19 protein-coding genes are annotated in these 18,943 nt (G+C 65.5%); 7 read left to right on the top strand and 12 right to left on the bottom strand.

Features of this window, described 5'->3' with window-relative positions:
• Positions 1–65: 65 nt before the first annotated feature.
• Both ACYQ0L_RS12115 and ACYQ0L_RS12110 read left to right on the top strand, forming a co-directional pair.
• Positions 66–1,379 (top strand): MFS transporter, encoded by a 1,314-nt coding sequence (locus tag ACYQ0L_RS12115; protein WP_459789479.1) that lies wholly within the window; start codon positions 66–68, stop codon positions 1,377–1,379.
• A gap of 338 nt (positions 1,380–1,717) precedes the next feature.
• Entirely contained in the window at positions 1,718–3,385 is a 1,668-nt protein-coding gene (locus tag ACYQ0L_RS12110; RefSeq protein ID WP_459789478.1) for a thiamine pyrophosphate-dependent enzyme, read from the top strand.
• 61 nt (positions 3,386–3,446) lie between these two features.
• On the opposite strand, the gene ACYQ0L_RS12105 is transcribed toward ACYQ0L_RS12110, so the two are convergent.
• The 3 genes from ACYQ0L_RS12105 to ACYQ0L_RS12095 form a co-directional block, all read right to left on the bottom strand.
• Complete coding sequence (locus ACYQ0L_RS12105) at positions 3,447–3,617, bottom strand: CsbD family protein (protein ID WP_459789477.1); 171 nt, start codon at positions 3,615–3,617, stop codon at positions 3,447–3,449.
• Between the two features lie 115 nt (positions 3,618–3,732).
• Entirely contained in the window at positions 3,733–4,485 is a 753-nt protein-coding gene (locus ACYQ0L_RS12100; protein ID WP_459789476.1) for an SDR family oxidoreductase, read from the bottom strand.
• A gap of 80 nt (positions 4,486–4,565) precedes the next feature.
• Positions 4,566–4,958 (bottom strand): EVE domain-containing protein, encoded by a 393-nt coding sequence (locus ACYQ0L_RS12095; protein WP_459789475.1) that lies wholly within the window; start codon positions 4,956–4,958, stop codon positions 4,566–4,568.
• A 213-nt stretch (positions 4,959–5,171) separates the two neighbouring features.
• On the opposite strand from ACYQ0L_RS12095, the gene ACYQ0L_RS12090 reads away from it, so the two are divergent.
• The 5 genes from ACYQ0L_RS12090 to ACYQ0L_RS12070 are packed head-to-tail and all read left to right on the top strand — an operon-like array spanning position 5,172 to position 10,494.
• Positions 5,172–6,845 (top strand): putative bifunctional diguanylate cyclase/phosphodiesterase, encoded by a 1,674-nt coding sequence (locus tag ACYQ0L_RS12090; RefSeq protein WP_459789473.1) that lies wholly within the window; start codon positions 5,172–5,174, stop codon positions 6,843–6,845.
• A 40-nt stretch (positions 6,846–6,885) separates the two neighbouring features.
• Entirely contained in the window at positions 6,886–7,695 is an 810-nt protein-coding gene (gene dapF / locus ACYQ0L_RS12085) for a diaminopimelate epimerase (RefSeq protein WP_459789472.1), read from the top strand.
• Entirely contained in the window at positions 7,692–8,867 is a 1,176-nt protein-coding gene (locus ACYQ0L_RS12080) for a MiaB/RimO family radical SAM methylthiotransferase (protein ID WP_459789471.1), read from the top strand. Before dapF ends, ACYQ0L_RS12080 begins: the two co-directional genes overlap by 4 nt.
• Complete coding sequence (gene ftsY / locus ACYQ0L_RS12075) at positions 8,864–9,793, top strand: signal recognition particle-docking protein FtsY (RefSeq protein ID WP_459789470.1); 930 nt, start codon at positions 8,864–8,866, stop codon at positions 9,791–9,793. The genes ACYQ0L_RS12080 and ftsY overlap by 4 nt, the downstream gene beginning before the upstream one ends.
• Positions 9,794–9,831: 38 nt before the next feature.
• Positions 9,832–10,494 carry an inner membrane-spanning protein YciB gene (locus tag ACYQ0L_RS12070; protein ID WP_459789469.1) on the top strand — a complete coding sequence of 221 codons (663 nt, stop codon included), beginning with the start codon at positions 9,832–9,834 and terminating at the stop codon, positions 10,492–10,494.
• A 9-nt stretch (positions 10,495–10,503) separates the two neighbouring features.
• Here ACYQ0L_RS12070 and ACYQ0L_RS12065 read toward each other — a convergent pair whose 3' ends face one another.
• The 9 genes from ACYQ0L_RS12065 to ccmC all read right to left on the bottom strand — a co-directional run bounded on the left by ACYQ0L_RS12065 (position 10,504) and on the right by ccmC (position 18,905).
• Positions 10,504–11,748 (bottom strand): potassium/proton antiporter, encoded by a 1,245-nt coding sequence (locus ACYQ0L_RS12065; RefSeq protein WP_459789468.1) that lies wholly within the window; start codon positions 11,746–11,748, stop codon positions 10,504–10,506.
• Between the two features lie 123 nt (positions 11,749–11,871).
• Positions 11,872–13,824 carry a potassium transporter Kup gene (locus tag ACYQ0L_RS12060; RefSeq protein WP_459789467.1) on the bottom strand — a complete coding sequence of 651 codons (1,953 nt, stop codon included), beginning with the start codon at positions 13,822–13,824 and terminating at the stop codon, positions 11,872–11,874.
• Positions 13,825–13,947: 123 nt separating this feature from the next.
• Complete coding sequence (locus tag ACYQ0L_RS12055; protein ID WP_459789466.1) at positions 13,948–14,634, bottom strand: tetratricopeptide repeat protein; 687 nt, start codon at positions 14,632–14,634, stop codon at positions 13,948–13,950.
• Positions 14,631–15,038 (bottom strand): cytochrome c-type biogenesis protein, encoded by a 408-nt coding sequence (locus ACYQ0L_RS12050; protein WP_459789464.1) that lies wholly within the window; start codon positions 15,036–15,038, stop codon positions 14,631–14,633. Before ACYQ0L_RS12050 ends, ACYQ0L_RS12055 begins: the two co-directional genes overlap by 4 nt.
• Positions 15,038–15,565, bottom strand: a complete 528-nt coding sequence (locus ACYQ0L_RS12045) for a DsbE family thiol:disulfide interchange protein (RefSeq protein WP_459789463.1) — start codon at positions 15,563–15,565, stop codon at positions 15,038–15,040. Before ACYQ0L_RS12045 ends, ACYQ0L_RS12050 begins: the two co-directional genes overlap by 1 nt.
• Positions 15,562–17,526: a heme lyase CcmF/NrfE family subunit gene (locus ACYQ0L_RS12040; protein WP_459789462.1), complete on the bottom strand. Its 1,965-nt coding sequence runs from the start codon at positions 17,524–17,526 to the stop codon at positions 15,562–15,564. Before ACYQ0L_RS12040 ends, ACYQ0L_RS12045 begins: the two co-directional genes overlap by 4 nt.
• A 16-nt stretch (positions 17,527–17,542) precedes the next feature.
• On the bottom strand, positions 17,543–18,022 hold the full coding sequence (gene ccmE / locus ACYQ0L_RS12035; protein ID WP_459789461.1) for a cytochrome c maturation protein CcmE: 480 nt from the start codon (positions 18,020–18,022) through the stop codon (positions 17,543–17,545).
• Positions 18,019–18,177, bottom strand: coding sequence for a hypothetical protein (locus tag ACYQ0L_RS12030; RefSeq protein ID WP_459789460.1), 159 nt, complete (start codon positions 18,175–18,177; stop codon positions 18,019–18,021). The genes ccmE and ACYQ0L_RS12030 overlap by 4 nt, the downstream gene beginning before the upstream one ends.
• Positions 18,174–18,905 (bottom strand): heme ABC transporter permease CcmC, encoded by a 732-nt coding sequence (gene ccmC, locus ACYQ0L_RS12025; protein ID WP_459789459.1) that lies wholly within the window; start codon positions 18,903–18,905, stop codon positions 18,174–18,176. The genes ACYQ0L_RS12030 and ccmC overlap by 4 nt, the downstream gene beginning before the upstream one ends.
• Positions 18,906–18,943: the final 38 nt, after the last annotated feature.

The raw sequence follows: 18,943 nt of genomic DNA, 5'->3' as shown, positions 1-18,943 counted from the left end.
GAACATGCAGCGCCTGCTCTAACGGAAAGGTGATCGGCGCGAATGCTGCGCACCGGAGTGAATTTATGACGACGCTGAGATTGCTGCGACGGCGGCGCTTCCTGCCGCTGTTCTGCACCCAGCTGCTCAACGCCTTCAACGACAATCTCTACAAGACCGCGATGGTCCTGTTCGTGGTCTACGCGGTCTACAACGACCCCGAGACCGAAACCGTGTTCAGCGCGATCGCGACCGGATTGTTCATCGGGCCCTTCATCTTCGTGTCCGCGATCGCCGGGCAACTGGCGGATATGCGCGACAAGGCGAAGATCATCCGCACGGTTAAACTGTGCGAGATCGGCATCATGTGCGTCGGCGCGGCCGGTCTGTTCCTGGCCTGGCAAGGCACCGCGGTGCATGCCCTCGCCGTCCCGCTGATGCTGTTCGCGCTGTTCCTTGCGGGGCTTCAGTCGACCTTCCTCGGGCCGATCAAATACGCGATCCTGCCCCAGCATCTGCGCAAGACGGAGGTGCTGGCAGGCACGGGACTGGTCGAGGCGGGCACCTATGTCGCGATCCTGTTCGGCACGATCATCGCGGGCTGGATTCCGGTGGAGGCGGCCATGGTGGCAATCATCGCGACCGCGCTGGTCGGCTACGCGATGAGCCGGCAGATCCCCGCCGCCCCCGCGCTCGGCGAAATCGAACCGATCGACTGGAATATCGTGCGGTCATCCATCGCGCTCATCCGTTCGGTCCGGAAGGACCGGGTCGTGTGGCTGGCCACGCTTTCGATCAGCGTGTTCTGGATGGTCGGGGCGATCCTGTTCATCCAGTTCCCCCCGCTGGTGAAGAACGTGATCCACGCCAACAAGGAAGTCGCGACGCTGTTCATCGTGATGTTCTCGATCGGCATCGCGATCGGATCGGTAGTCATCAATCACCTGCTGAAGGGCGAGGTTTCGGCGCGTCACGCGCCTGCAGGGGTGGTGGCGATGGGCTTCTTCCTCATCACATTCTACGTCTTCGTGCGGCAGTGGCCGACCGGATTCGAGGGACCCTTCCTGACGGTGCCCGAGTTCCTGACCTATCCGCTGGCGTGGATCCTGATGATCAACCTGCTGCTGATTTCGGTTGCCGGCGGCATTTTCGTGGTCCCGCTTTACGCCTTCCTGACCACGCGGGTGGCGGGGAACATGGCGTCGCGCACCATCGCGGCAACCAACGTCATCAGCTCCAGCTACATGGTCTTCGGATCGGTCCTCGCGCTTGTGATGACCTATCTGGGCATATCGATCGCCGAACAGCTGCTCTCCAGCGTGGCGCTATGCCTGATCACCTGCTGGATGGCGCGCAAGCTCCATGCGGAGGAAGATCTGCCGAGCGTCCATCTCGACTAGAAAATGAACGTCAGCGCGCCTGCAAGACACACCACATAGGCGCCGAGAAAGCCCAGCCAGTCGTTCTTTGCCCACGGCCATCGGGCCGAGCGGCGAATCCGGTCGCGTCGCAGGTCGGGCCGAACCATCAGCGATGCACGGAAGGGGTGCCGCGCGGATTCGTTCGTAAGAACAAGGGATCGTCTCATAGAAAGCAGGGCTTAACCATTTGGTAAGCATAGGCGAGCGCGGGCTCGCCTGCGTCCGCGCATGGGACAGCCCTGCTCCACACATGCCGACGCCTGACGAGAATGTGCTGGCCGATTGCTCCCGAAGCGCGCCCGTTATAGGGCCACACCATGTCTGAAAGCACCACTCCGCAGGCTGCGCGCCTGCTCGTCGATTGCCTTGCAGAGCAAGGTTGCGATCGCATCTTCACCGTCCCGGGCGAGAGCTTCCTGCCCGTGCTCGACGCGCTGGTCGACCGGCCGGAGATCGACGTGATGACCTGCCGGCAGGAAGGCGGCGCCGCGTTCATGGCCTGTGCCGACGGCGCGATGACGGGCCGCCCCGGCATCGCCTTCGTCACCCGCGGCCCCGGCGCGACAAATGCCAGCATCGGCGTACATGTGGCCCATCAGGACAGCCAGCCGATGATCCTGTTCGTCGGAGATGTGGCCCGCGACATGCGCGATCGCGAAGGTTTCCAGGAAATCGATTTCCCGGCCTTCTTCGGTCCGGTCGCAAAATGGGCTGCGCGGATCGACCGGGCAGACCGGATCCCGGAATACATCGCCCGCGCCTATGCGACTGCGATCTCCGGCAGGCCCGGCCCGGTGGTGCTCGCCCTGCCTGAGGACATGCTCTACGACGCGACCGACGCCCTTCCCCGTGCGCAGGTCGCGCGCCCCTCGCAGGCGCCCTGCCCCGACGCGATGCAGGCGATGATGGCGCTGATAGGCGATGCCGCCGCGCCGCTCGCGATCATCGGCGGCGCCGGGTGGAACACCAAAGCGCGCGAATATTTCCAGCTGTTTGCCGAACGCCTCGGCCTGCCGGTGGCGACCGCTTTCCGGCGGCAGGACGCGATCTCGCCATCCTCGCCGGTCTATGCCGGGAATCTCGGCTATGGCCCCAATCCCGAGCTGGTCGAACGCACCAAGGCGGCGGACCTGCTGCTGGTCGTCGGTGCGCGGCTGGGCGAGGCGACGACCGACGGGTATCGCGTGCCGCCGCTGACCGACAGGGATCGCACGCTGATCCACATCCACCCGGACCCCGAAGAGCTCGGCAGCGTCTATCCGGCCGACCTCGCAATTTGCGCCAGCATGGACGAGTTCGCGGAAAGCGCCGCGCTCTGGGCGGGCGAAGACCCGATTCCCTTCGATGCGGGGGCCGAGGCGAACCGTGCATGGCAGGATTGGGCCACCGCACAGCCGAGCGATACGTATCCACTCGAGCTCGCCCAATGTGTCCAGTTCATGCGGGACACGCTTCCCGAGGATACGATCATCTGTAACGGAGCGGGCAATTTCGCGGGCTGGTGGCACCGCTATTGGCGCTATGCCGGATATCCGAGCCAGCTTGCGCCGACCTGCGGCGCGATGGGCTATGGAGTGCCCGCAGCCGTGGCCGCCGCGCGCCGTTTTCCTGAGCGGACCGTCGTCGCAGTGGCAGGCGATGGCGATTTCCTGATGAACGGGCAGGAACTGGCCAGCGCGGCGCAGGCCGGGTGCGAGATGATGGTCATCGTGGTCGACAACAGCGGCTACGGCACGATCCGCATGCACCAGGAGCGCGAGTTTCCCGAACGGATTTCGGCGACCCGGCTGGCCAACCCCGATTTTGCGGCCTTCGCCGCAAGCTTCGGTGCGTGGACGGCGACTGCGCAGACGACCGAGGAATTCAAGCAGGCCTTGGTGGACGCCCACGGCCGCACCGGCCTGCGGCTGATCCACGCGAAGATCGATATCGAACAGCTCGCCGCCAGCGGCGCCACCGTGAGCGGGCTCCGCTCTAAAGGCTGACAGCACGAAAAAGGGCGGCACCCGCAGGTACCGCCCCTTTTCTTGTCATGCCGTCAGGCGATCAGATATCGTCGCCGAGCGCGCCCTGGACTTCGCCCTTGGCCTGCTGGGCCTTGCCCTTGACTTCCTGACCCTTGCCGTCGGCACGGGTTTCGGGGTCGTTCGACTGCTGCTTTGCCTTACCAACTGCTTCGTTGACGTTGCCTTCAACCTTGCTCTTGAGTTCACCCATTGTGCTTCTCCGTTCTGTGCGTCGGCATCAGCGCCGATGTGTAAAAGAAACGGGGAAACAGGGCGTTACGTTCCCCCGCTCGGGCAAATAGCGCCCAAGCGAGTGAAGTTTGCGATCAACGCTTCGTCATGCCGCCATCGACCACGTATTCGGCGGCACTCACGTAGCTCGCGGCGTCTGAGAGAAGGAACAGCGCGACGTTCGCCACTTCCTCGGCTTCGCCCATCCGGCCCAGCGGAACCTGGCTGGTGACCTGGTCCTTGAACTTTTCCTGCGCATCGTCCGACATGCCGGTGCGGTTCACGAAATTGGTCGAGATGGGCCCCGGGCAGACCGAGTTGACGCGAATGTTGCGTTCGGCAAGCGCGCTTGCCCACGACCGCGCGAGCGACGCGCAAGCCGCCTTGGTCGCGGCATAAACCGCGCCCTGCGCCTGCCCGAGATAGGGCGCGACGGACGACGAGAGCAGGACCGAGCCGCCATCGTTCAGCATTCCGATGAGCTCGGCCATCTGCAGGACAGGCCCGCGCACGTTCGTGTTCATCATCTTGTCGAAGAATTCGGCATCGTTGGCGTCGTTGTCCTGGAACTTGCCGTAGCCGGCATTGAGCCAGAGGAGGTCGATCGAGCCCATCTGCTCCTTCACGATCCGGCCGAGCTCCTTAGCGGCTTCAGGATCGGCAGCATCGTTCTTGAGCACGAGAGATCCATCGGGAAGCGCGCCTTTCGCATCCTCGATATGGTCATCGCTGTGTCCGGTGACGGCGACCGTGCCGCCCTCGCTCGCGATGACCTTTGCCGCCTCCAGCCCGAAACCGCTGGTACCGCCTGTGATAAGTGCTTTCTTGCCTGCGAAACGCCGGGCCATCTTCTGTCTCCTGTGATCTTGAGTTTTCACAGGACCAATCGGCTGAACCTCGCCCTCGTTCCTTGGACTTTAGGCGGTACTCAGACGCCCGCCATCGACAGGATGAGGGACCACTCGTCAGGCTTTATCTCACAAACAGACAGGCGGGAAAGCTTGACCAGCTCCATCTCTTCCAGCTGCGGCTCGGCCTTGATTTCCTTCAGCGTGACGACACTCGGCAGCTTGGTCTTGGGCTTTACGCGCACCGCAGCCCATTTCCCGGTCTCATCGGTCGGGTCGGTCAGCCCGGCTTCGATGATCTCGACGATGCCCACGATCTCGCGCCCGATGTTCGAATGGTAGAAGAACGCCTGATCGCCCACCTCCATCGCGGCGAGATTGTTCTTAGCCTTGTGGTTTCGCACGCCGTCCCAGACGCCCGTACCTTCCTTTTCGAGGTCGTCCCAACCGTAAACGTCGGGTTCCGATTTCATCAGCCAGTAGCGCAAGGTTTCGCCTTCCCATCCTCATCAAGATTGCGTGCACCAACGCGCGAGTGCGCGCCCGGTGCCGCAACGCCCTGCCACGCGATCGCCTCGAAAGACGAATTGGTCGAAGCGAGTTTACCCGATTTTCAACATCAGCTGGCAAACACGGTCCCGCATCGAACCGAGCGAAGCTTCAAAGGACCAAAACTGTAGCGCGTCATGGGGGACGAGAAGGAGCAACCACCCCGCCTCGAAAAGGCGCAGCGCGACGTCGTGATGCTGGGCATTGCGACCGCGGCGATCATCATGTTCGTCGGCATCGGCGGCACCGTCATGCCCCAGGTGGCCCGCAGCCTTCTCGACAGCAGCGTCACCCCTCCGGACAGCGCTCTCGTCAATGCACTGCTGCTCAATATCGCGCTCATCATCTTCGGCTGGCGCCGTTACACGGATCTGCGCAACGAGATCGAACAACGCAGGCAGGCCGAGGAGCGCGCCCTGCACCTGTCGCAGATCGATCCGTTAACGGGCTGCTACAACCGCCGCTGCGCGACCGAAAAGCTGATGGAAGAGCTCTCCGCCATCGACAAGCACGGCTACACGGTCGCCTTCGTCATGATCGACCTCGATGGTTTCAAGGAAATCAACGACAATAACGGCCACCAGGCGGGCGACGCGGTTCTGCTCTCCATTGCCGCGCGGCTGAAAGAGATCGCGCCCCCCGGGGCAAGCGTCGCACGCCTTGGAGGCGACGAGTTTGCGGTCGTCCTGCCGATCGGCAGCGCGGATTTCGAACCGGTCGAGATGTGGGCGAGCAACATGGTCGCGCACGTCGCGCAACCGACGCAAACCGACAACGGACCGCTGGAGGTGACCATCTCGGCGGGAATCGCGGCTTGGGAACCGGAAACGCCCGTCCAAGATCCCGAATGCTCGGCGCGCAAGCTCATGCATCGCGCCGACCTTGCCATGTACCAGGCCAAGAGAGACGGGCGGAACCGCTACTGCTGGTTCGACAAGGGGATGGAGCAGGAAGCGAAGGTCCGCCGCGAGATGGAAGCGGCGATTCGCAAGGGGCTGGAACAGGGGGAATTCACCCCCCACTACGAACAGCAGATCGATCTCGAAACCGGCCGGCTGGTCGGCTTCGAAATGCTTGCGCGCTGGAACTCGGCCGAACTGGGCGAAGTCCCGCCCGATATCTTCATTCCGATCGCCGAACACAGCGGCCTGATCGGCCCGTTATCCGAAACGCTCATCCGCCGCGCCCTGATCGACGCGCAGAGCTGGCACGAGAGCCTGACCCTCTCGGTCAACGTCTCGGCGATGCAGCTGCGCGATCCGTGGTTTCCGCAAAAGCTGCTGAAGTTGCTGGTGAGCAGCGATTTTCCGGCGAGCAGGCTCGATGTGGAAATCTCCGAAAGCTGCCTGCAGGAAAACCTGTCTTCCGTGCAGACGATGGTCGTCAGCCTCAAGAACATGGGCGTGCGGGTCAGCCTCGACGATTTCGGAACCGGATTCTCCTCGCTCACCCAGCTGCGCGCCCTCCCGTTCGACCGGGTGAAGATCGACCGCAGCTTCGTCGGCGAACTGCGCAAGGTTGCCGAAGCCGCGCCTTCGCGGGGTCGCGATCCGGAACAGCACGACCATATCGTGAGCACGCTCGTCTCGCTCGGCAAGGGATTGCAGATCCCGGTCACGGCGGAGGGGGTCGAGGACGATTCGATCCTCGAAACGCTGCGCGGCATGGGCGAAATGAAGGGCCAAGGCTATCTCTACGGCAAGCCCGAAGATGCGGCGGCGGTCGTCAAGCGACTCGGCGAACTCGACATGCTGGCCGAGAAACCGCAACCGCCACCCATGCCGGAACCCGAACACCGCAAGAGCGCCTGACCTTTACGAAGGCCACCCCCCGCCATAAGTGCGGGGAACGATGCGTATTCCCTTCGTCAAGATGCATGGGCTGGGCAATGACTTCGCGATCCTGGACGGGCGCGAAGCGGACGTACCGCGCCTCGCGCCCGCACAAATCCAGGCCCTGGCGGATCGCCATCGCGGGATCGGCTTCGACCAGCTGATCGTCCTCGGCCCGGCGCAATCCGCCGCCATGACCATGCGCATCCACAATGCCGACGGCAGCGAAGTGGAGGCATGCGGCAATGCGACCCGGGCGGTCGCCGTGCTGCATGGCGCTCCCGCGACGATAGAGACGGCCGGCGGGCTGCTGCATGTCCGGCCCGATGGCCTCCAGGCGGAGGTCGCGATGGGACGTCCCCGGTTCGACTGGCAGGACATCCCCCTCGCCTATGCGATGGACACGCGCGAGATGCCGCTGGGTTGGGAGATGCTCGAACAGCCGGGCGCGGCGAATATCGGCAATCCCCATGTCGTCTTTTTCGTGGACGATCCGGACGCGGTTCCGCTCGACAGGCTGGGCCCTCAGATAGAGACCGATTCCCTGTTTCCCGAGAGAATCAACGTCAATGTCGCGCAGATCACCGCGCGCGATGCCATCCGCCTGCGCGTGTGGGAACGCGGCGCGGGGCTTACCCTCGCCTGCGGCACCGGCGCGTGCGCGACGGCCGCGGTCGCCTATCGCCGCGGTCTCGTCGATGCACAGGTCCGGGTGACGCTGCCCGGAGGCACGCTGACCATCCGTCACGACGAGGACGGCGTCATCCACATGGGAGGCCCCGCGAGCGAAGCGTATCGCGGCACCTTCGAGCTCGACGATTTCGCATGAGCGAGGGGCGCGTCATTTCACTCGGCTGCCGCCTGAACCATGCCGAGAGCGAGCGGATCTCCGCCCTCGTCGAGGCTGAGCGCGATCTCGTGGTGGTCAATTCGTGCTCGGTCACGCGCGAGGCGGTGCGCCACACGCGGCAGGCGATCCGCCGGGCGCGCAAGGCGCATCCCGATGCCCGCCTGCTGGTCACCGGCTGCGCGGCAGAGACGGAGCGCGAGGATCTGGCGAACATGGCGGAGGTCGACGGGTTCGTCGCCAACGCAGCCAAGCTCGATCCGCGCAGCTGGAACCTGCCCGAACCCAGGGCAGCGCTGCGCCAGCAGGGCACGCGTGCCTTCGTTGGCGTGCAGAACGGCTGCGACCACGCCTGCACCTTCTGCATCATTCCGCAAGGACGCGGCGCAAGCCGGTCGGATTCGATCGGGACCATACTGCGCGCGGTCGAGGCGCGGCTGGCGGAAGGAACGCGCGAGGTCGTGCTTACGGGGGTCGACCTGACATCGTGGGGGCAGGACCTGCCCGGCTCACCCGGGCTGGGATCGCTGGTGTCCGCTATTCTCAACGCCTTCCCGCAGCTGCCGCGCCTGCGCCTCTCCTCGGTCGACGGGATCGAGATCGACGAGCATCTGTTCGACCTGATCGCGCACGAGCCGCGCGTGATGCCGCACCTGCACCTGTCGCTCCAGCACGGCAGCGACCTGATCCTCAAGCGGATGAAACGGCGCCACAGCCGCGCACAGGCGATCGATCTCGTCGCGCGGCTCAAGGCGCGGCGGCCCGAGATCGCTATCGGGGCAGACCTGATCGCGGGTTTCCCGACCGAGACCGATGCGCACCACGCCGATAACCTCTCGATCATCCGCGAATGCGGGATCGTCCACGGACACGTCTTCCCCTACTCCGCGCGCGAGGGCACGCCCGCCGCGCGCATGCCGCAGGTTGCGCCGGCGACGATCAAGGCGCGGGCGGCGCAGCTGCGCAGCGCGGTGCGCGAAACCCGCGACCAGTGGCTCGCCGGCCTGATTGGCACGGGGCACGAAGTGCTCGCCGAAAAGGATGGCAGCGGCTACACTCCCCACTTCGCCCGCGTGGCCCTGCCAAAGGGTACCGCGCCGGGGACCATCGCAACCATTTCCCCCACCCGGATCATCGAAGGGATGCTCGTATGAGCGACCAAGGCTCCTCAAGCTGGAGCGACCGCCTGCTCGGCGGATTTCGCAAGACCTCGGATCGCCTGAGCGAGAATATCGCACCGGTCGGCAACACCCGGCTCGACGATGCGACGCTCGACGAGATCGAGGACGCACTGATCATGTCCGACCTCGGGCCAGAGGCGGCGGGCCGCGTGCGCGAAGCGCTGCGCGAACAGCGTTTCGGTGCCGAGATTACCGAGCGGCAATTGCGCGAGGCGGTCGCGGAAGAGATTGCCGCGATCCTGCGCCCGGTGGCCAAGCCGCTTGAGGTCACCGCCTTCCCACGCCCGCAGGTGATCCTCGTGATCGGGGTCAACGGCAGCGGCAAGACGACCACCATCGCCAAGCTCGCCCACCTGTTCATGGAAGACGATTACGAGGTGATGCTGGCAGCGGGCGACACCTTCCGCGCGGCAGCCATCGGCCAGTTGCAGACCTGGGCAGACCGCGTGGGAGTGCCCTTGGTCCGCGGGCCGGAGGGCGGCGACCCGGCGAGCATCGTGTTCGACGCGGTCAAGCGCGGCACAGATGAAGGCACCGACGCACTGATCGTCGACACCGCAGGCCGGTTGCAAAACAAGCGCGAGCTGATGGACGAGCTGGCCAAGATCCGCAAAGTCCTCGGCCGCCTCAACCCGGAGGCGCCGCACGATGTCGTGCTGGTGCTCGATGCCACCAACGGCCAGAATGCGCTCAGCCAGATCGATGTCTTCCAGGAGGTGGCGGGCGTCACCGGCCTGATCATGACCAAGCTGGACGGCACTGCGCGCGGCGGCATCCTGGTCGCGGCGGCGCAGAAATACGGCTTGCCCATCCATGCCATCGGCGTGGGCGAGCAGATGGGCGACCTGCGGCCCTTCGATCCGGACCTCGTCGCGCGCGTGATCGCCGGGGTAGCATAATATATAGCCGCTCAGGGCGAGCGGATAGTGAGGCTGCAATGAGTGAACCCGAACCCCAAACCGAACCCCAGAAGCCCAAATCCGGCTGGCTGAACGTCGCGATCGATTACGGCCCGCTGATCGTCTTCCTTGTCAGCTTCTACCTCTTCCAGCCCGATGGGGAGGATTCGGTCGGCACGCTGTTCGCGATCATCAAATCGACCGGGGCTTTCATCGTCGCGGCAATCGCGGCGGTGATCGCGAGCAAGCTCATCCTTGGCCACGTGTCCAAGATGCTGATGCTCTCGACCGTGCTGATCGTGGGCTTCGGCGGCATGACGATCCTGCTGCGCGATCCGTTCTACGTGCAGGTCAAGCCGACGGTGCTCTACGCCTTTTTCGGCATCGTGCTGCTGATCGGCTGGATGCGCGGCAAGGCCTTCCTGCAATGGCTGCTCGAGGCGGCGTTCGAGGGATTGTCACAGGAAGGCTGGCTCAAGCTGTCGCGCAACTGGGGCTTTTTCTTCCTGTTCCTTGCCGTGCTGAACGAGGCGCTGCGCATGTCGCTCAGCTTCGAAAGCTGGCTATGGGCCAAGCTGTGGGTGTTCATGGGGCTGAGCCTCGCCTTCACCTTAACCCAGTTGCCGATGCTGCTGAGGCACGGCCTCGACCCCAATCGGAACGAAGGCCTGCCCGATGAGGAACCGCCAACCGGGGCATAGGCAGGGTTGTCAGCTGCCGGGTTCGGCACCGCCCGCGTGGTGGCCGTCGTCATCCGGACGGTCCGTGGCGGCCAGCCCGAGGCGGGCGGCCATCCAGTTGATCGTCGGGCCCTGAATAACGCTCGACAGCAGCACCACGAAGAACACGATGTTGAAGATCGTGAACGCGCTCGGCACGCCTGCCACGATCGGGAAGGTGGCGAGCACGATCGGCACCGCTCCTCGCAGCCCCGCCCATGATACGAACAGCTTTGCCCGCCAACCGAACTGGCGAAATGGCGCGAGGCAGACGAACACGCTCACCGGGCGGGCAACGAACATCAGGATAAAGGTGATGGCGAGGCCCGGCACAATCACGCCCGTCAGGTTCGACGGGGCAATCAGCAGGCCGAGGGTCAGGAACATGACGACCTGCGCAAGCCACGCCAGCCCGTCCTGAAAGGTCGAGACGATGGTGCGCGCGAGATAGGTCCGGTTGCCCGCGACCAGCCCGGCGACATAGGCCGCGAGGAAGCCGTTGCCGCCCAGCACCGCTGCCAGGCCATAGGCGATCAGCGCGGCAGCGATCGAGATGACGAATGCCAGCCCGCCATGGCGGTAAGGCGAGCGCTTGAGGATCTCGGGCAGCATATAGCCCGCCCCGAACCCGATCAGCGCCCCCAGCGCCATTTGCAGGAGGAATTGCGGCACGAGCGACACCGGCGAGAAATCGGGCACCGTGATGAACATCAACGCTGCCCCGACGAGGAAGATCGCCATCGGATCGTTCGAGCCCGATTCCACCTCGATCAGCGCAGGCACGTCGCCGTGCAGGTCGAGCCCGGTGGAGCGCAGGATCGCGAAGACCGCCGCCGCGTCGGTCGACGCGACGATGGCGCCCAGCAGGAAGCCCTGGAACGGGCTGAAACCCAGCAGCAGGACCGCAGCGAGAGCCATGATCCCGGCACTGATCATCACGCCGCCCGTGGCCAGCACCAGAGCGGGCGTGGCGACGCGGCGCACGTCGCGCCAGTCGGTATCGATCCCGCCGGAAAACAGGATGAAGATGAGGCACGCGATGCCCACGCCCTGCGTCAGGACGTAATCGTCGAACGCGATGCCCCCTGGCCCATCCACCCCGGCGAGCATGCCAAGACAAAGGAATCCGATCAGGGCCGGCAAGCCGAAGCGGCTCGAGAGCGATCCCGCGAACACCGTGGCTAACAGCAGGATGCCCAGGACGAGGAGGGCGACTTCGGGACTGAGGCTAAGCATGGGGCCTTGAGATACGATCAGAGACACCGTGACAAGCGGGATGCGCGCCAACCAGCGCTGAGGCCGGCCCGTCGATGCGTTTCGTTGCCCCGTCGCCGTGCGCGGACAGCCCTAGACGACCGCCTAGATCCGCACCTGGCTCCCAAGCTCCACCACCCGGTTCGTCGGCAGGCGGAAGAACTGCATTGCGCTCGCGGAGTTGCGGAGCATCCAGGCGAAGATCTTCTCGCGCCAGATCGGCATGCCGGGCTTCTCGCTCGGCAGCAGGGTCTGGCGGCTGAGGAAGAAGCTCGTCTCCATCATGTCGAACTTGCCGCCGCACCGGCTCATGCTCTTGAGGCCTTCGGGCACGTTGGTTTCGTCCATGAAGCCATAGTGCAGGATCGCACGGTAGAAGCCGCTGCCGATCTCGGTGAACTCGCAGCGCTGTTCGGGATCGACGTAAGGCACATCCGCGATCTCGACCGTCAGGATCACCACGCGCTCGTGCAGGACCTTGTTGTGCTTGATATTGTGCAGCAGCGCGGAGGGCACGCCGGCGGTGCTCGACGCCATGAAGATCGCGGTCCCCGGCACCCGGGTGGCGCTGTTCTGCGCGGACTTGGCGAAGATCTCTATGGGCAGCGCGACCTCGCCCATCCGTTCGCGCATCAGCTTGCGCCCGCGCGCCCATGTGGTCAGCAAGGTGAAGGCGATCAGGCCCACGATCAGCGGGAACCAGCCACCATCGCCGATCTTGGTCAGGTTCGCCGCGAAATACGCCCCGTCTACGATCAGGAACAGCAGCACGATCGGCGCGGCGACCCACCATTTCCACTTCCACACGCCCACGAACAGCACGCCCATCAGCAGCGTGTCGATGGTGACCGCGCCGGTCACCGCGATGCCGTATGCGCTGGCGAGGTTGGAGGAATTCTGGAAGGTCAGCACGAGGATGATGACCGCGGTCATCAGCGCCCAGTTGACCGCCGGGATGTAGATCTGGCCCGCCTCGCTCTCGCTCGTATGCCGCACGGCCAGACGCGGAATGTAGCCCAGCTGCATCGCCTGGTGGGTGATCGAGAACGCGCCCGAGATCACTGCCTGGCTGGCGATGAAGGTCGCCACCGTAGCGAGGAACACGAGCGGCAGGCGCCATTGCTCGGCGGCGAGGAAGAAGAACGGGCTCTCGATCGCTTCCTGCGCCGCTTCGGGCGGCAGGCTGATCATCATTGCGCCCTGCCCGAAATAGTTGAGCAGCAGGCACGGCATGACGAAGCCGAACCACGAAAGGCGCATCGGGCCGCGGCCGAAATGGCCCATGTCCGAATACAGCGCTTCCGAACCCGTCACCGCGAGGACGACCGAGCCGAGCGCGAGGAAGGCAAGCCACCCGTCGAGCAGGAAGAAGTTGACCGCATGGTGCGGGCTCAGGGCCCACAGCACCTGCGGGTGCTGGATGATCTGCCATACGCCGAGCAACGCGATGACCGAGAAGTAGACGATCATCACGGGCGCAAACAGCGCACCGACCTTGGCTGTCCCGCGACGCTGGATCAGGAACAGCGCGACCAGCAGGCCGAGCGCGATGGGGATGACGAAGTCCTGCAGCCCTTGGTCGACGACAGTCAGCCCCTCGACCGCCGAAAGCACGGAGATCGCGGGCGTGATCATCGAGTCGCCATAGAACAGCGAGGTCGCGAATACGCCCAGCAGGATCGCGAGCCAGCTGTATTTCGACTGGCCGATATAGCGTGAGATCAGTGCGACCAGTGCGAGCGAGCCCCCCTGCCCCTTGTTATCGGCGCGCATCAGGATGGTGACATACTGGATCGCGACGATCAGCGTCATCGACCAGAAGATCAGGCTGACCACACCCAGAACGTGCGCCGCATCGAGCGCGAGCGGATTGGGCCCCACGAAAGTCTCGCGGAAGGCGTAGAGCGGGCTGGTCCCGATATCGCCGAAAACGATGCCGATCGCGCCGAAGGCGAGGGTTGCGGTGGACGCCTGATGCGCCGCCGAGCCCTTTGCAGGCGCAGCGGCACCGGGGCGATTGCCCGGTTCGGAGCCCGATGCTGGTGCGGAATCACTCATGCAATGAATGCCATTCTCATGCCTGCGAGCCCCCGGCAGGCGCGGTCTTCACTCTTTCGAGGAGAGAGACCGGCGCGGTTAGCAGTGCCCGTGTGCAAGTGCAACATGCACGCGCAAGCGGATTTACCGTGGTTCAGCGGGCGCTTGCATCATCGGCCCGCGTTGCGGGGGGCGTTCGCCCAGCACCTTGATCACCCCTTCGAGCCGCTCCAGCTGCTGCGCGACATACTCGCGACCGCGGGCATCCTCGGGAATATCGGCGATCGCCTGGGCCCAGAAATCACGTGCGCCGACGAGGTCGCCGGTCCGCATCGCGAGCAGGCCGCGAAAGTAATCGGGCGCAGGATTGTCCGGCGTTGCCTCACGTGCACGCTGAAACGCATAGTCGATCGGGGGCGTCACCCGCCCCCGCGTGTGGTCGGCCAGCGCCAGTGCAAGCGCCAGCCACGCCTCGCCATCCTGCGGATTCTCGCTCACCCCGTTGCGCAGCAGGCCGGCCGCATCGACATGCTGGCCACGGCGGGAGAATGCGTCGGCCATGACGACATAGCGCGAAGGCTGGATGCCCTCGATATTGTAGAAGCCGCGCCGCGATTCGATCAGGTTTTCCGATGTGGGCATGATCGTGTTTTCCGCCTGTTTGGGCGCCGCTGCCAGATCCGGCGATCCCTGCCATGCATAGCCTGCCAGCGCGAAAACCAGCGCCGAGGCGAGCAGCGTCCACACCCGCCGACCCTCGCGCGCGGCCAGCAGGCCGACACCCAAGGCGGCAAGCGCGAGCACGCCGATGGCGATCCATGTCGCGATCACTCCTCACCCCTCCCCAGACGGCGGAACAGGATCGCGCCCGCAACGAGAATGAACAGCACCGGGAGAGCGAAGAGCGGCCAGGTCGCCCGGTCGAAGCCGGGGCGATAGGTCACGTAGTCGCCATAGCGCTCCACCAGCCAGGCCCGTACTTCATCCGGGCTTTCGCCTGCCGCGATGCGACTGCGCACCTGATGGCGCATGTCGCCCGCCATCGCCGCATTGCTGTCGGCGATCGATTGCGACTGGCAGGTGAGGCAGCGCAGTTCTTCCATCAGCGCCTGCGCGCGTGCCTCGTCCTGCGGATCGGCCAGCTGTACATTGGCAAGCGGCGCAGACGATGGCGCCTGCGCTGCCACAGGCGCGGCCAGCGCGAGGATGAGGGCGGCGAGGAGCGTCGATCGCATCATCGTGCGTCCTCCCAGGCGGCGTAGATCTCGTCGACATTCTCGGGCCGGATATCGCCGATATGCTGGTGCCGGATGATCCCCTCGCCATCGATCACGAAGGTTTCCGGGACCCCGCTGGAGCCGAGCGCGAGCTGCAGCTCGGCAATGTCGTCGCGCGCGACGACCGTATAAGGGTCGCCATAGTTTTCCAGGAAGCGGGCGATATCTTCCGGCGTGTCGCGAATTGCGATGCCGACGATCGGCACCCCCCGCTCCGCCAGGGCTTCGAGCTGCGGAGCTTCGGCGATGCACGGCACGCACCAGCTGGCCCAGACATTGAGCAGGCGCGGCTGGCCATCGGCGAACGCACCGGAGGATACCCGCGCGGCTTCGTCGGTCGTCCCCGGCAGGTCGAAAGCGGGCAATGGCTTGCCGATCATCGTGCTGCGGATGAACTCGTCCTTGGGCTGGGTCAGCTGATAGCCCGCCATGCCGAGGAAAAGCGCAAACAGCGCCAGCGGGAGGATGAGCCAGACACGCTTCATACCGTCGCCTTCTCCGCGCGCCGCCGCGCGACCTCTTCACGGATGCTGCGCGCCCGCGCACTGGACCGCATGTGGCCGAACATCGAAAGCAGGCCGCCCAGCGCGATGATCAGCGCGCCGTACCAGATCAGCGTCACGAAGGGCTTCCACCAGAGGCGCAGCTGCCACCGGTCCTCGCCCGCCGCATCGCCGAGAATGGCGTAGAGCTGGCCGTCCCAGCGCGTCAGCAGCGCGCTCTCGCTGGTGGCCTGCGGGGGATCGGTGAAGTAGCGTGCTTCGGGCAGCAGCTCGTTCTCGATCCCGCCATGCGACACCATGACCCGGGCCTGCAGCGCCGTCCAGTTAGGCCCGGCGACCGGCTCGACCGATTGGAGGGTCACGTCGAACGGCCCCACCGCCACGCTTTCGCCGGTGCGCATGGCAACCAGACGCTCGCTCGAAAAGGCGGTCTCGCTGGCCATCCCGGCAAGGCTGACCGCGACACCGAAATGCGCGATCATCGATCCCCACAGTGCCAGCGGGACCAGCCGCAGGCGGCGGCCCTTCAGCGGCATCCAGCTCGCCACGGCCAGTGCTGCGGCGAGCGCCAGCCCTATGGTCGGCAGCACGCCCGCGCCGGTGAAGGCCGCGACGAGGGTGACCGATGCGGCAAGGATCGCGCCCACCAGCACCAGCGGGATGGCGATCCGCGCCAGACTGTCGCGCTTCCAGCGCAGCAGCGGACCGACCAGCAGGACCAGCAGCATCGGGACCGCGAACATGGCGGTGACCGGATTGTAATAGGGCGGGCCGATGGAAACGCGGGTGTCGAACGCCTCGGCCAGCAGCGGGTAGAGCGTGCCCAGCAGCACCACTGCGAGGATCGCGCTCAGCATCACATTGTTGAACACCAGCGCGCCCTCGCGGCTGACCACCGCGAACCGCTTGCCCTCCGCCAGGGCCCCTGCCCGCAGGGCGAACAGCCCGAAGGCCCCGCCCACGTAGAGCGTCAGCAGCGCGAGGATGAACGCCCCACGTGCCGGGTCGACTGCGAAAACGTGCACGCTGGTCAGGATGCCGGAACGCACGAGGAAGGTGCCCACCATGCTCATCGAAAAGGCGACGACGCCCAGCATCATGGTCCAGGTGCGCAGCGCATCGCGCGCGGCCAGCACGCCGACCGAGTGAAGCAGCGCGGTCGCGGCAAGCCACGGCATCAGCGATGCATTCTCGACCGGATCCCAGAACCACCAGCCGCCCCAGCCAAGCTCGTAATAGGCCCAGTAGCTGCCCGCCGCGATGCCGAGCGTGAGGGCAACCCATGCCGCCAGCACCCACGGCCGCATCACCCGCGCCAGTTCCGGCCCCGCCTGCCGGGTCACCAGCCCTGCGACGACGAAGCAGAAGGCGACCGAGAGGCCGACATAGCCGAGGTAGAGAATCGGCGGATGGAACGCGAGGCCGATGTCCTGCAGCAGCGGGTTGAGCCCGGCACCGAAATCGGCGGGCGGGCTGAGCCGTTCGAACGGGTTAGAACTGAACAGCAGGAAGGCCAGGAAACCCAGAGCCACGAAGGCCTGCGCCGCCAGCACCGCCTTCATGAAGCGATCGTCCATCCGCCGCTCAAGCGCGGCGACCAGCGCACCCGACAGGCCCAGGATCGTCACCCACAGCAGCATCGAGCCCTCGTGGTTCCCCCAGGCACCCGAAAGGCGATAGATGAAGGGCTTGTCCGCATTGCTGTTCGCTGCGACCAGCGCGACCGACAGATCGGTCATCACGAACACCCGCAACAGGCAGGCGAAGGCGAACAGCAGCAACAGCCCCTGAACGACCGCGGCCGGCCGGGCGAGCGCGCTGACCGGATCGGGCGCAGCCTCGCCATCGGGCGCCGCGCGCACGCCCACGATCCCAGCGAGGAACTGCAGCACGCACATGCCTGCGGCGAGCCACAGGGCAGCAAGGCCGAGTTCTGCGGTCATGGTGCCTCGACCTGGTTCACCGCGCGGCGCTTTCTTCCAGCCGTTCGTGCATCGCCTCTTCGCTCAGCCCTTCCAGCTCGCGCGGGGTGTAATTCTCGTCGTGCTTGGCGAGCAGCGTCTCGGCCTCGAACGTGCCGTTGGAGGCCAGGCTGCCATTGGCGATCACGCCCGATCCTTCGACGAACAGGTCGGGCACGATCCCGCGATAGGTGACAGGGATCGCATTGTCGCCGCGTCCAACGACCGAGAACGCGATCGTCACGCCATCGGGCAACGTGCGGATCGAGCCTTGCTGAACCATCCCGCCAAGGCGAATGGCGCGGCCCGGTTCGGGCGGGTTCTCGGCAATATCCTCGGGCAGGTAGAAATAGTCGGCCTGCGCGCGCAGGCCCCACGCGGCCAGCATCCCGGCCGCGAGCAGGACCGCCAGCGCCACCAGCACCAGCACCAGACGCTGGTGCTTGGGTGCCAGTCCGGTCTTTGCGGGGTTGCTCATTTCGCCTCCCTGCCCAGCTTGCGGGCTTCATCGCGCGCACGTTCCGCACGGCGCATCCGCAGCCAGCTGAGGATCAGCAGTGCGGCAATCGCGGGGATCGCCAGCGCATAGGCAGCGATCACGTAATCCCATTGGGAAAGCGCTTCACGTATCATGATGCGGGCTCTGCCTCCATCGCGCGGCGACGAAGCCGCGCCTCCGCCTGCGCCTCGGCCAGCAGCGCGCGCATGTTCATCAGCACGCAGGCCGCGAACAGGCAGGTGAAGCCCAGCAGCGCGACCATCATCGGCCACAGGAATACCCCGTCGATCGCGCTGCCGCCGGTGGTGATGCTGGGCGGCTGGTGGAGCGAGTTCCACCACACGACCGACCGGTTGATGATCGGAACATTGACCGCGCCGACCAGCCCGAAGATCGCGGGCAGCCGCGAGGAGGCGCCCTCGCGCGCAACCGCTTGGCTGAGCGCGATGTAGGCGAGATAGAGGAACAGCAGGATCAGCATGCTGGTCAGCCGCCCGTCCCACACCCACCAGGTGCCCCATGTCGGCCGGCCCCAGATCGATCCGGTGGCAAGGCACAGCGCAGTGAAGACGAGGCCGGGAACGGCGGCAGCGCGGGCTGCGAGGGCCGCAAGCGGGTGGCGCCAGACCAGCAGCGCGAGGCTGGACCCCGCGATGGTCATCCAGCCGGCCATGCCTAGCCACGCCGTAGGCACGTGGATGAAGATGATCCGCACGGTCTCGCCCATCAGGCGGTCCGGCGGGACCATGAAAAGGCCCCACGTGACCGCGGCAATCGATGCGACCAGACCCACCGCGAGGAGGATCGGGGTCAGCCTTCGTGCGAGGCCTAGGAACTTACGAGGATTGGCGAAGCCGTGCATGATTTTATCGCCCGCCCTATGCCGTCCGCGCAGGCCCG

Source organism: Alteriqipengyuania triglochinis (assembly GCF_054655655.1).
Note: the sequence above shows the minus strand (reverse complement) of the source record. Positions and strands in the feature narration are given on the sequence as shown.